12 protein-coding genes are annotated in these 11,922 nt (G+C 72.0%); 8 read left to right on the top strand and 4 right to left on the bottom strand.

Going from position 1 to position 11,922, the window contains the following annotated elements; genetic code table 11:
* Positions 1-3: 3 nt before the first annotated feature.
* The gene (locus VGE38_RS13080; RefSeq protein ID WP_414690954.1) at positions 4-906 is read right to left on the bottom strand and encodes a 5'-3' exonuclease; all 903 of its coding nucleotides are present in this window, start codon (positions 904-906) and stop codon (positions 4-6) included.
* A 121-nt stretch (positions 907-1,027) separates the two neighbouring features.
* Here VGE38_RS13080 and VGE38_RS13075 point away from each other — a divergent pair, with 121 nt between their 5' ends.
* Positions 1,028-1,483: an Lrp/AsnC family transcriptional regulator gene (locus tag VGE38_RS13075; RefSeq protein ID WP_331142982.1), complete on the top strand. Its 456-nt coding sequence runs from the start codon at positions 1,028-1,030 to the stop codon at positions 1,481-1,483.
* Between the two features lie 3 nt (positions 1,484-1,486).
* Here VGE38_RS13075 and VGE38_RS13070 read toward each other — a convergent pair whose 3' ends face one another.
* Positions 1,487-2,872 (bottom strand): KamA family radical SAM protein, encoded by a 1,386-nt coding sequence (locus VGE38_RS13070; protein WP_331142981.1) that lies wholly within the window; start codon positions 2,870-2,872, stop codon positions 1,487-1,489.
* A 103-nt stretch (positions 2,873-2,975) separates the two neighbouring features.
* Here VGE38_RS13070 and kdd point away from each other — a divergent pair, with 103 nt between their 5' ends.
* From kdd to VGE38_RS13035, 7 genes are all read left to right on the top strand, one after another.
* Positions 2,976-3,995, top strand: a complete 1,020-nt coding sequence (gene kdd, locus VGE38_RS13065) for an L-erythro-3,5-diaminohexanoate dehydrogenase (RefSeq protein ID WP_331142980.1) — start codon at positions 2,976-2,978, stop codon at positions 3,993-3,995.
* Positions 3,995-5,563 carry a lysine 5,6-aminomutase subunit alpha gene (kamD, locus tag VGE38_RS13060; protein ID WP_331142979.1) on the top strand — a complete coding sequence of 523 codons (1,569 nt, stop codon included), beginning with the start codon at positions 3,995-3,997 and terminating at the stop codon, positions 5,561-5,563. The genes kdd and kamD overlap by 1 nt, the downstream gene beginning before the upstream one ends.
* The gene (gene kamE / locus VGE38_RS13055) at positions 5,560-6,300 is read left to right on the top strand and encodes a lysine 5,6-aminomutase subunit beta (protein WP_331142978.1); all 741 of its coding nucleotides are present in this window, start codon (positions 5,560-5,562) and stop codon (positions 6,298-6,300) included. The genes kamD and kamE overlap by 4 nt, the downstream gene beginning before the upstream one ends.
* Complete coding sequence (gene kal / locus VGE38_RS13050; RefSeq protein WP_331142977.1) at positions 6,297-6,716, top strand: 3-aminobutyryl-CoA ammonia lyase; 420 nt, start codon at positions 6,297-6,299, stop codon at positions 6,714-6,716. Before kamE ends, kal begins: the two co-directional genes overlap by 4 nt.
* Positions 6,717-7,098: 382 nt before the next feature.
* Complete coding sequence (lnt, locus tag VGE38_RS13045; protein ID WP_331142976.1) at positions 7,099-8,685, top strand: apolipoprotein N-acyltransferase; 1,587 nt, start codon at positions 7,099-7,101, stop codon at positions 8,683-8,685.
* Positions 8,686-8,725: 40 nt separating this feature from the next.
* Positions 8,726-9,457: a polyprenol monophosphomannose synthase gene (locus VGE38_RS13040; protein WP_331143047.1), complete on the top strand. Its 732-nt coding sequence runs from the start codon at positions 8,726-8,728 to the stop codon at positions 9,455-9,457.
* A gap of 7 nt (positions 9,458-9,464) precedes the next feature.
* On the top strand, positions 9,465-9,941 hold the full coding sequence (locus VGE38_RS13035; RefSeq protein WP_331142975.1) for an FxsA family protein: 477 nt from the start codon (positions 9,465-9,467) through the stop codon (positions 9,939-9,941).
* A 3-nt stretch (positions 9,942-9,944) separates the two neighbouring features.
* Here VGE38_RS13035 and VGE38_RS13030 read toward each other — a convergent pair whose 3' ends face one another.
* On the bottom strand, positions 9,945-10,331 hold the full coding sequence (locus VGE38_RS13030; protein WP_331142974.1) for an RNA polymerase-binding protein RbpA: 387 nt from the start codon (positions 10,329-10,331) through the stop codon (positions 9,945-9,947).
* A gap of 208 nt (positions 10,332-10,539) precedes the next feature.
* On the bottom strand, positions 10,540-11,922 hold the full coding sequence (locus VGE38_RS13025; RefSeq protein ID WP_331142973.1) for an MFS transporter: 1,383 nt from the start codon (positions 11,920-11,922) through the stop codon (positions 10,540-10,542).

Raw genomic sequence — 11,922 nt, 5'->3', positions numbered from 1 at the left:
CGGCTAGCGCCCCAGCACCGTGAGCAGCCGCCCGACCGGACCGGAGAGGTTGTAGCGCTCGGCGAGCTCGGCCAGCCGCTCGGGGTCGGCGGGGACGCGGGGGAGTGTCAGGCCCGTGCGGTCGACGTCGAGGTCACGGGCGACCGCGACGACCCGGGGCGCGACCGCGAGGTAGGCCTCGGCGGCCCGGAGCTTGCCGCGCGGCCCCGGGCCGAGCCCGGAGTCGGGGTCCTCGACGGCGGCGAGGATGCCGGCCATGTCGCCGTGACGCTGCAGCAGGGTGGCCGCGGTCTTGTCGCCGACGCCGGCGACACCGGGCAGGCCGTCGGAGGCGTCGCCGCGCAGCGTCGCGAAGTCGGCGTACTGTCGCGCGGCGACGCCGTACTTGGCCTCGACCCAGGCGTTGTCGACCAGGTCGTGGTTGTTGACGCCGCGCGCGATGTAGACCACGCGGACGTCGGCCGCGTCGTCGACGAGCTGGAAGAGGTCGCGGTCGCCGGTCACCACGAGGACGGGCCGCCCGGCCCCGGTGGCGAGGGTGCCGATGACGTCGTCGGCCTCGTACCCGTCGACGCCCCGCACCGCGATGCCGAGCGCCGCCAGCACGTCCAGGATGAGCGGCACCTGGACCTGGAGCGGGTCCGGCACCTCCTCGACGTCGGGGGCGACGTCGCGCTCCTCGACCACCCGGTGCCCCTTGTACGACGGCAGCAGGTCGACGCGCCACTGCGGACGCCAGTCGTTGTCCCAGCAGCAGACCAGCTCGCCGGGGGAGTACCGCTCGACCAGCCGGCTGATGAAGTCCAGCAGCCCCCGCACCGCGTTGACGGGCGTGCCGTCGGGTGCGCTGATCTCGGGGACGCCGAAGAACGCCCGGAAGTACATGCTGGCGGTGTCGAGCAGCATGAGGGGCGCCGCGGCGGGAGCCTCGCTGGCGGCGTCGGCGGGGGAGGAGGTGGTCTGGTCCGGCACGTCCAGCATCCAATCATGCGGGCGCGGGCGCGTGACGCTGGCTACAGTGACGGCCGTGAGCGCTCCGGAGGTCGAAGGCACCGACCGCAAGATCCTGCAGCTGCTCGCCGCGGACGGACGGATGTCGTTCACCGACCTCGGGAAGGCGACGGGCCTGTCCACCTCGGCGGTGCACCAGCGCGTCAAGCGCCTCGAGCAGCGCGGCCTGATCCAGGGGTACGGCGCCACGGTGAACCACGCCGAGCTGGGGCTGCCGCTCACCGCGTTCGTCTCGATCCGGCCGTTCGACCCCTCCGCGGCCGACGACTGTCCGGTGCGGATCCAGGACATCCCCGAGATCGAGTCGTGCTGGTCGGTGGCCGGTGAGGAGTCCTACGTCCTCAAGGTCCGCACGGCGACGCCGGCGGCCCTCGAGGACCTCCTCGCCCGGATCCGCGCGGCCGCGGCGGTCTCGACGCGCACGACGATCGTGCTGTCGACGTACTTCGAGAACCGCCCGGTCAGCGACTGAGGCTCACGCATCCCCGGCGTGCTCGCGCCACCAAGCCTGACCGGCCTCGGGGAGGGTGTGGATCGGGTCGTAGTAGGCGTGCGTGCGCTCCAGGGCCTCGAGGTCGCTGGCCTCGATCGAGGTGCGGTAGTTCTTGGTCCAGTACGAGATGCCGCGCTCACGGTCGTAGTCGGCCAGCTGGTGCACCCACCGCTTGCCGACGAACGGCACGTCGCAGACGATGCGCGGCGTGGCGAAGCCGGGCAGGTAGCCCATGATGTCGTGCTGCAGCCGCTGCGCCTCGGCCACCGACACCCGCCAGTGCTCGGCGGCGGGGATCATGTCGCACATGTAGAAGTAGTAGGGCAGGACCTGGGCGCCGTCGAGGAGCCGGAAGGACAGGTCGAGCAGCGTGTGCGCGTCGGCGTTCACTCCGGCCAGCAGCACGCCCTGGTTGCGCACGTCGCGGACCCCGGCGTCGAACATCGCCCTGGCCGCCTCGGCGACGAGCGGCGTCACGGAGTTGGCATGGTTGGCGTGGGTGTGGATCGCGAGGCTGACGCCGCGGGCCCGGGCGATCGAGGCGACCCGACCGACGCCGTCGACGACCTCGGCCTGCAGCCAGTGCTGCGGCAGGCCGATGAGCGCCTTGGTCGCGAGCCGGATGTCACGGATGTTGTCGATCGTGAGCAGCTGGGTCAGGAAGTCCTCCAACCGCGGCCACGGCAGGTTGGCCACATCGCCCCCGCTGACGACGACGTCGCGGACCTGGGGTGTGCGCCGGAGGTAGTCGAGCATCGCGGTGTGCCGGTCGACCGGCTTGCCGAGGAACTTGAGCTTCTCCACCGTCGGCGTGGAGTTGCCGACCAGGTCCATCCGCGTGCAGTGACCGCAGTACTGAGGGCAGGTCGGCAGCAGCTCGGCGAGCACCTTCGTGGGGTAGCGGTGGGTGAGCCCCTCGGCCACCCACATGTCGTGCTCGTGGAGGGAGTCACGGGTCGCGTGCGGGTGGGAGGGCCAGTCGGTCCGGCGGTCGCTGAGCACCGGGATCATGTAGCGCCGTACGGGGTCGGCGTAGAACGCCTCGGTGAACTCCGGCCCGGCCGGCGCCCCCGCGGGCACCATCGTGTTGAGCATCTGGGGCGGGACGAGCATCGACATCGTGGCGCGCTCCGCCTGGTCCCGCTCCAGGTCGGTGTAGAAGCGCTCGTCGAGCAGGTCGCCCATCAGGGCGCGCAACTGTCGGACGTTGCGCACGCAGTGGACCCGCTGCCATTGGGCGTCACGCCACTCGGCCTCGTCCACGTCGCGCCAGCCGGGGAACCGGGTCCAGTCCGGCTCGACGAGCTCGGCGCGGCGGTAGACATAGGGCTGGCCGGTCGTGGCCGCGCTCGCGATGGTTGCCGTCATATCCGCAGGTTAGGCACAGAACGTCCGGCCTAGGAAGCATCGAACAGGAAATCGTTGCGTCGCGTGTCGCGACGTCGCGGCGAAGTTGTGGCAATCTGCCTTCATGCGCTCCGATCCGACCGGCCTGCACCGCGTGCTCGACGGCGCCGCCGTGCTGCCCCAGGCGGCTGACCGGCTCGACACCCGCCCCGACCTGTGGCCCGACGAGGTCCGGGTACGGGTCGAGCGGCTCAACCTCGACGCCGCGTCCTTCCGGCAGCTCCACGAGGCCTACGGCGACGGCGACAAGGTGCGGGCCGCCGTGCTCGACATCGTCGAAAGTCGGGGCAAGATGCAGAACCCCCTCACCGGCTCCGGCGGGATGCTGGTCGGCACGGTGGAGGAGATCGGACCCGCGTCGCCGCTGGGGCTGCGGGTGGGCGATCGGGTGGCGACGCTGGTCTCGCTGACGCTCACCCCGCTCGTCATCGAGGACGGACTGGCCCGCTGGGACGGCGGGAGCGAGCAGGTCCCGTGCGACGGCTACGCGATCCTCTTCGGCCGCTCGATCGCCGCGGTCCTGCCCAACGACCTCCCCACCCAGCTGAGCCTCGCGGTGATGGACGTCTGCGGCGCGCCGGCGCTGACGAGACGGGTGGTCGGCCAGTACGACGCGCCCGTCGTCGCGGTAATCGGCGGGGGCGGCAAGTCGGGGTCCCTCAGCCTGGCGGCCGCCCGCGCTGCCGGCGCCCGCCACACCATCGGCGTCGTGCCGACAGAGGCGGAGGCCGCGCGGCTGCGTCCGACCGCACTGGCCGACGAGGTCGTGGTCGCCGACGCGCGTGACCCGATCGCGCTGCGTGAGGCGGTCACCGGCGCCGGCGGACCGGCCGACGTGACCGTCGTCTGCGTCGACGTGCCCGGGTGCGAGGGCGGCGCCATCCTCGCCACCGCGGAGGGCGGGACGGTCGTCTTCTTCTCGATGGCCACCTCGTTCCCCGCCGCCGCGCTCGGCGCCGAGGGGCTGGCGGCCGACGTGACGATGCTGATCGGGAACGGCTACGTCCCCGGCCACGCCGAGTACGCCCTGTCCCTACTGCGGGAGAGCGCCGGCGTGCGGGCGCTCTTCGAGGCGAGGCTGTGATGACGGGGAAGCTCGACCTGGACCCGGCGACCGTACGCCGGGCGCGCGAGCTGGCTCGGACGGTAGGCCGCCCGATCGTCGAGCTCGCCGAGCAGCACACCACGGTCTCGGTGGAGCGGGCGACGCTCCGGCTGGCCGGGCTCTCCGGGGCTGATCCGGACGGCACGCCGTGGGTCAACCGGCTCGTCGACGCGGTCCGGGCCGACGTCGGCCTCGAGCACGGGGTGACGCTCCCGGTCTGGGACGCCCTGCGGCGCGCCGAGGGCGAGGATCTGACCGCGCTGGCCCAGAAGGCGGCCGCGGGCTCGGTGACGTTCCGCGTCCCCGAAGGAGAGGACGCCGCCCGCGCCACCCGCGCGGCCGCCCGCCAGATCGGGTCGGGCATCGAGCGCATCGACGCGGCCCGGCGTACCCGCGAGGAGCTGGTCGCCCGCGTGGGCGACGCGCCGCGGCAGCCGTGGATCTACCTCATCGTCGCCACCGGCGACATCTACGAGGACATCCCGCAGGCGCAGGCGGCCGCACGGGCGGGCGCCGACGTCATCGCCGTGATCCGGTCGACGGGCCAGAGCCTGCTCGACTTCGTTCCCGAGGGCGCCACCCGGGAGGGCTTCGCCGGCACCTACGCCACGCAGGAGAACTTCCGGCTGATGCGGGCCGCGCTGGACGAGACGTCGCGGGAGCTGGGCCGCTACATCAGGCTCACCAACTACGCCTCAGGCCTGTGCATGCCGGAGATCGCGACGCTCGCGGGCCTGGAGCGGCTGGACATGATGCTCAACGACTCGATGTACGGGATCCTCTTCCGCGACATCAACCCGGTGCGCACCTTCGTCGACCAGCGGTTCAGCCGCCAGGTCCACGCCCGCGCCGGCATCATCATCAACACCGGCGAGGACAACTACCTCACCACCGCCGACGCCGTCGAGGCGGCGCACACGGTCACGACCAGCCAGCTCCTCAACGAGTACTTCGCCAAGGAGGCCGGTCTGGAGGACTGGCAGCTGGGCCTCGGCCACGCCTTCGAGATCGACCCCGACGTGCCGGACTCCTTCCGGCTCGAGCTCGCCCACGCCCTGCTCGCGCGCGAGCTCTTCCCCGACGCGCCGCTGAAGTGGATGCCACCGACGCGCCACATGACCGGCGACGTCTTCCGGGGCTACCTGCTCGACGGCTTCTTCAACCTCGCGGGCGCGCTGACCGGGCAGGGGATCCTGCTGGTCGGGATGATGACCGAGGCCGTGGTGACGCCCTGGCTCTCCGACCGCGACCTGGCGCTGCAGAACGTCCGCTACGTCCTGGAGGCCGCCGGCAACCTGCACGAGGACTTCCGGCCTGCTCCGGACGGCTTCATCGTCCAGCGCGCACGCCGGGTGCTCGGTGAGTCGATCGACCTGCTGGAGCGCATCGTCGACCACGAGCACGGGTTCCTGGACGCGATCGCGGACGGCACGTTCGGCCTGATGAAGCGCCCCGCCGACGGCGGGAGAGGGCTCGAGGGCGTGGCGCGGAAGTCGCCCGTCTACGTCAACCCCGCCACGGAGATCCTGACGGGAGGCGGCCAATGAGCATCATCCGCCCGTACGGCGACACCACCGGCGACGGCATGGTCCAGCTGAGCTTCACGCTGCCCCTGGCGCACTCGAAGATCGCGGACGGCGCGGCGCGCCAGCTCGCGGCCAAGATGGGCCTCGATCCCGCGCTCGTGGTCCACAGCAAGCCGATGGGGCCCGACTTCACCTTCTTCGTGGTCTACGGCCGGGTCAACCACCTCGTCGACACCGACAAGGTGGACGTCGTGGAGCGGGACTTCCCGCTGCTGAGCCCCAAGGAGGTCAACGCCGCGGTCAAGCGGCTGCTGCGGCGCCCGCTCACGGTCGTCGGCGCCTGCATCGGCACCGACGCGCACACCGTCGGGATCGACGCGATCCTCAACATCAAGGGGTTCGCGGGGGAGAAGGGGCTGGAGTACTACCAGGAGCTGCGGGTCGTGAACCTCGGCGCCCAGGTCGACGTGCCGCTGCTGGTGGAGCGGGCGCGCGCCGAGCGCGCCGACGCCGTGCTGGTCTCCCAGGTCGTCACGCAGCGCGACGCGCACCTGCTCAACACCCGCGAGATGTCGGCGGCGTTCCGGGAGGCCTACCCGAGCCATGAGCGGCCCCTGCTCGTGGTCGGCGGGCCGCGGTTCGACGAGTCGATGGCCTCCGAGCTCGGCGTCGACCGGATCTTCGGTCGCGGCACGACGCCGGCCGAGGTCGCCTCCTATCTCGTCCACCGGATCTCTCGACCCACGGAGGCTCCATGACCGGCCCCACGATCGGCGCTCTGGTCGGCACGACTGTCACCCACCGCCGCTACGTGCCCTACTCCCACGCCCACTACGCCGGCAACCTGGTCGACGGCGCCTACAGCCTCGGGCTGTTCGGGGACGTCGCCACCGAGCTGTGCATCCGCACCGACGGCGACGAGGGCCTGTTCGCCTCCTACGACGAGGTCCAGTTCCGCGCCCCGGTGCGGGCCGGGGACATCCTCGAGGTGACGGCGGAGCTGGTGCGCGCCGGGACCCGGTCGCGGGTCATGGAGTTCACGGCGACGGTGGTGGCCCGCGGCGCCGCGACGGCCGAGCGTCCCGGCGCGGCCACGCTCCTCGCGGAGCCGGTGGTCGCGACGACGGCCCGAGGCACCGTGGTCGTCCCCGGCGAGCTGCCCGGTGTGGTCTAGGCCGCTGTCACGCCGACACGCCGTGAGCCAGGGGATTTCTTCGTCAATTTTGCTGACGACACACCGCGTCTGACCTGCGAAGACGTGCGTTTGCGCAGGTCAGCAGCCAGTTGACGGCGAGACCACGAATCGTGAGTCTGTCGCAGTCCGCCCAGGCAGATCGCGGCAACCGGACCGCCGTCCGAGTGGTCGGGTCAGAGCGTGCCGCTCCAGGCACGTGGATGACCCGGTCCGCGGAGGTCGGTCCGGGTCGCGAGGACGGACACGGAAGGGCCCCGACCTCCTTAGACAACGACCTCGGCACCGGCAGCCGGTCGATGACCAGGTCGGACCGAAGGGCGCCGGGGTCCTTCCGCGCTCTGCGGCCCGGTACCGTGGGACGGTGCCACAGCAGGTCCTGCCGCTGCGGGTCGGGTTCGCCGTCGCGGCGGGACTCGTGCTCGCGGCCGCGTTCGAGCCCGTCGCGCTGCCCTTCGTCATCCCTTTCGCCGTCGCCGGCTACGTGCTGGCGGTGCGCGGCCTGCGCCCGCGTGGCTCGCTCCTGGTCGGCCTGGCGTTCGGCATCGCCTTCTACTTCACCCACATCGTCTGGATGCGAGCGGTCGGCACCGACGCGTGGCTGGCGCTCGCGAGCGTCGAGGCGCTGTTCTACGCCGTCCTCGCTCCGGTCACCACGGCCCTCAGCCGGCTGCCCGGCTGGCCGGTGTGGGTCGCCGCCGCCTGGACGACGATGGAGGCGGTGCGCAGCGGCTGGCCCTTCAGCGGGATGCCCTGGGGCCGGCTGGCGTACGGGGTGGCCGACACGCCCGTGGCAGCCGCGCTGCCCTACGTCGGAGCGACCGGGGTCAGCGCGGGTCTGGCGCTGGCCGGCGCACTGCTCGCCGCCCTGGTCGCCGACCCGCGCCGCCGGCGTACGCTCGTGGGCCTGGCGGCCGTCGCGGGGCTGACCTCGCTGGCCGCCCTGCGTCCGTGGAGCCCGGAGATCACGGGCCAGGCGACCGTGGCCGCCGTCCAGGGTGACGTCCCCGGCCCGGGCAACGACATCCTCTACGACCACCGCGGGGTCACCCGCAACCACGCCGAGGCGACCGTCGACCTCGCACGCCGGGTCGAGGACGGCGAGGAGACCCGGCCCGACTTCGTGCTCTGGCCGGAGAACTCCACCGCGGTCGACCCCTTCGCCGACGCCGAGGACCACGCGCTCATCGAGTCGGCCGTCGCCGCCGTGGGCGTGCCGGTCCTCGTGGGTGGCATCGTCGACGGCGACGCCACCCACTTCTTCAACCAGGGCATCGTGTGGGATCCCGTCACCGGGCCGGGGGACCGCTACACCAAGCGCCATCCGGTGCCGTACGGCGAGTACATCCCGTTCCGGCAGTTCTTCGAGGACCGCAACTTCGGGCGGCTCGCCGTGATCAGTCGCGACATGGTCGCCGGCACCCGGACCGAGCCGCTCACCGTCGCCGGCATCTCGGTCGCCGACGCGATCTGCTTCGACATCGCCTACGACGACGTGCTGCACGACCAGGTCGGGCGGGGCGCCCAGCTGGTCACGGTGCAGACCAGCAACGCCACGTTCATCGAGACCCACCAGATCGAGCAGCAGTTCGCGATCACCCGGCTGCGCGCCCTGGAGACGGGGAGGTACGTCGTCGTCGCGTCCCCGAACGGCATCACCGGCGTGGTCGCGCCGGACGGCCACGTGCTCGACCGCGCGACGCCGCGCACCACCGACGTGCTGGTGCAGCGGGTGGGGCTCGTCAGCGGACTGACGCCGGCGGTGCGGCTCGGCGCCTGGCCGGCACGCGGCGCCGCGGCGGTCACGGTCCTCGGCCTGCTGATCGCCGTGGTGGCCGGCCGTCGGCGTAGCGTTCGCCGTGGGGACGACGATGCCCCGGGACCGGTGCTCGCGGCGCCGGGCGGTCCCGTCCAGCAGGATCCGAGCGAGAGAGTGCCAAGTGGAAGCTGACCTGGGAGGACGCCGGGGGAGCGACCTCGGCGCTGTCGTCATGGTCGTGCCGACGTACAACGAGGCCGACAACCTTGCCTGGATCGTCGATCGGCTCCGGCGCGCGCAGCCGGGCGTCGACGTCCTGGTCGTCGACGACGGCTCCCCGGACGGCACGGGCGCCATCGCCGACCGCCTGGCCGCGGCCGACCCGCAGGTGCACGTGCTGCACCGCACCGAGAAGGCGGGACTCGGCGCGGCGTACCTGGCGGGGTTCGGATGGGCGCTGGAGCGCGGCTACGACGTCATCGGCGAGATGGACGCCGACGGCTCGCACCAGCCCGAGGAGCTGGGCCGGCTGCTGGAGGCGCTGCACGAGGCCGACCTCGTGATCGGGTCGCGCTGGGTCCCCGGAGGCAGCGTGGTCAACTGGCCGCTGGGCCGGCTCGCGCTCTCGCGCGGCGGCAACCTCTACGTGCGGCTGCTGCTCGGCATCCCCGTCCACGACGCGACCGCCGGCTACCGGGTGTTCCGGCGCCAGACCCTGGAGAAGATCGACCTGGGCGGCGTCGAGTCGACCGGCTACGTCTTCCAGACCGATCTCGTCACCCGCACCCTGCACGCAGGACTCACCGTCCGCGAGGTGCCGATCGAGTTCGTCGAGCGGGTGCGGGGCGCCTCCAAGATGAGCGGGGCCGTCGCGGCCGAGTCGATGCGCCGGGTGACCCACTGGGGGCTGCTGGAGCGCCGCGAGCAGGTGCGACGTGCCCGCGAGCGATGGCTCGCGCGATGATGGAGCTGTGAACCCTTCCCCGTCCCGCCGCCGTCGCTGGACCTGGGTCCTCGTCACGGCCTTCGTGCTGGTCCCGCTCGCCGAGCTGTACGTCCTGATCCAGGTCGGGCAGGTCATCGGCGCCTGGTGGACGATCCTGCTGCTGGTCGCCGACTCCGTCGTCGGATCCTGGCTCATCAAGCGGGAGGGCGCCCGAGCCTGGCGGGCGCTGCACGAGGCCGTCACCGACGGCCGGATGCCCGGCCGTGAGCTCGCGGACGCCGCTCTGATCCTGACCGGCGGCGCGCTGATGCTGAGCCCGGGGTTCGTCACCGACGTGGTCGGGCTGGTGCTCATCGTGCCGGTGACGCGGCCGCTGGGCCGACGGCTGCTCTCGGGCCTGGTCTCACGCCGGCTGCTCGTCGCCACGCCGCGCCGCGGCCCCCACGACGACACTCGCCCCGGACCTGACGTGGTCCGGGGCGAGGTGATCGACGACGAGTGAGCCTCAGGCGCTCGCCTTGCGCTTCTTCGCGTTCGCGCGGTGCAGGTGGGCGGGGCCGATCTCACCGCCGCGGAGCAGCTCGAGCCGCTCCTTGAGGATGTCCTCGAGCTCCTTCTCCGAGCGCCGCTCCAGCAGCATGTCCCAGTGCGTGCGCGCCGGCTTCTCCGCCTTGGCCTCGGGCTGCTCGCCGCTGACGCTGAGCGCCTCCTGACCGCAGCGTGGGCACTCCCACACCGCCGGGACGTCGGCCTCGACCGACATCGTGATCTCGAACTCGTGGTTCTGCGGGCAGCGGTAGCCGACCTGCTGGCGCGCGGCGAACTCGATGCCGCGCTCGTCCTCGAAGCTCTGTCCGCCCAGTCGGGCGCCCCGTAGTGTGCGCTCCGCCATGAGCCACCTCCCAGCTAGTTCCTCGTGGCCCGCCTGGTCAGGCTGCCACCTCGGGATGTCGGAGGGACGACCGCAGCGCCCGCTCGTGGCGACACCCGCTTCCCCCCGATGAAGTGTTCAACGGTAGCGAGGCCGTCAGGATTCCGACAATTGCCGGTTCCCGCAGCACGAGTCCGTCACACGCGGCGCCGAGGGCCCCGACGACGGCTCACACGACAGCGGGTGCGACGTTCCCTGCGTCGCGGATCCCGCGCGCGGTGTCGACCCGGGTGAGGATGAGGCCGCCGACGGCGAAGAACGCGATCAGGGCGAAGACGGCCGGCCGGTAGGAGTCGGTGAACTGGTAGACCAGGCCGAAGACCAGGGTGCCGAACCACGACGTGCCCCGGTCCATGGCGTGGTAGAAGCTGAAGTACTCCGCCTCCTTGCCCCGCGGGATCAGCAGCGAGAAGTAGGACCGGGCCAGCGCCTGCGTGCCACCCAGGACGAGCCCGATCGCCGCGCCCATCAGGAGGAACGGCACCATCTGCTTCTCGGGCAGGAAGAGCGCGACCGTGACGATCAGCATCCAGATCAGGATGCCGACGAGGATGACCCGCTTGGCGCCGTACCGCCCGGCGGCCCTGCCGAACAGCAGCGCACCGCCGAAGGCCACGAACTGGACCAGCAGGATCGTGCCGATCAGCACCGACGTCTCGAAGCCGAGCTCCTTCTCGCCGTACACCGATGCTGAGGCGATGACCGTCTGGATGCCGTCGTTGAAGAAGAGGTAGGCCAGCAGGAAGGTCAGCGCCATCGGGTAGTTCCTCAGGTCGCGTAGCGTGGCGTGGAGCTGGCCGAAGCTCTGCTTGACGATGCTGCCGGACTCCGCGACGACGTGCACCGGCTCGTGGTGGCGCAGCCGCAGGAACGGGATGAGCGTGAAGCCCGCCCACCAGGCCGCGGCCGACAGCATGCTGATCCGCACCGCCATCGCCTCGGTCAGCCCGAAGGCGTCGTGTCCGAGGAAGAGCACCAGGTTGGCCACCAGCAGCAGCCCGCCGCCGAGGTAGCCGAACGCCCAGCCGCGCGAGGAGACCCGGTCCCGCTCGTCCTCCTCGGAGATCAGCGGGAGGATCGAGTCGTTGACCACCATGGAGGCCGCGAGGCAGATGTTGGCGCCGATCGCCGCGATCGCGCCGATCTGCCAGTTGTCGCCGGCGCAGAAGAACAGCAGCGCCGCGAACGCCGCACCGCTCCAGGCGAAGGCGCCGAGCAGCCCCTTCTTGTTCGCGACCCGGTCGGCCAGGGCTCCGAGCGGAGGCAGCAGGACCGCAGAGACGATGGTCGAGAACGTCACCAGGTACGCCGGGAGCGAGCCCGGTGCGACGGAGAGCCCGACGACGCTGATGCGGTCGTCGACCGCGGCCGCCTCCGCGACCTCGATGAGGTACGGCGCGAACATGACCGTCGCGACGGTGGTGACGTAGGCGCTGTTGGCCCAGTCGTACCAGTACCACCCCCGCTGCTCGCGTTGCCGCGCGAGCGGACCCAGGTCCGCGATCCCGGTCGCACCCCGGGGCGTGCCGTCGCTCGTTGCGCCGCTGCTCAT

Origin of the sequence: Nocardioides sp. (assembly GCF_036405735.1) — a bacterium.
In the GTDB taxonomy this organism is placed as follows: Bacteria; Actinomycetota; Actinomycetes; order Propionibacteriales; family Nocardioidaceae; genus Nocardioides.
This window is presented reverse-complemented; position numbering and strand designations above follow the sequence as displayed.

Bases quoted from the DNA above. Each gene is read 5' to 3' on its own strand.
- kamD (WP_331142979.1), top strand. From the start codon at position 3,995: ATGACGGGGAAGCTCGACCTGGACCCGGCGACCGTACGCCGGGCGCGC.
- VGE38_RS13030 (WP_331142974.1), bottom strand. From the start codon at position 10,331: ATGGCGGAGCGCACACTACGGGGCGCCCGACTGGGCGGACAGAGCTTC.
- VGE38_RS13025 (WP_331142973.1), bottom strand. From the start codon at position 11,922: ATGAGCAGCGGCGCAACGAGCGACGGCACGCCCCGGGGTGCGACCGGG.
- VGE38_RS13080 (WP_414690954.1), bottom strand. From the start codon at position 906: ATGCTGCTCGACACCGCCAGCATGTACTTCCGGGCGTTCTTCGGCGTC.
- kal (WP_331142977.1), top strand. From the start codon at position 6,297: ATGACCGGCCCCACGATCGGCGCTCTGGTCGGCACGACTGTCACCCAC.
- kamE (WP_331142978.1), top strand. From the start codon at position 5,560: ATGAGCATCATCCGCCCGTACGGCGACACCACCGGCGACGGCATGGTC.
- VGE38_RS13070 (WP_331142981.1), bottom strand. From the start codon at position 2,872: ATGACGGCAACCATCGCGAGCGCGGCCACGACCGGCCAGCCCTATGTC.
- VGE38_RS13040 (WP_331143047.1), top strand. From the start codon at position 8,726: ATGGTCGTGCCGACGTACAACGAGGCCGACAACCTTGCCTGGATCGTC.
- kdd (WP_331142980.1), top strand. From the start codon at position 2,976: ATGCGCTCCGATCCGACCGGCCTGCACCGCGTGCTCGACGGCGCCGCC.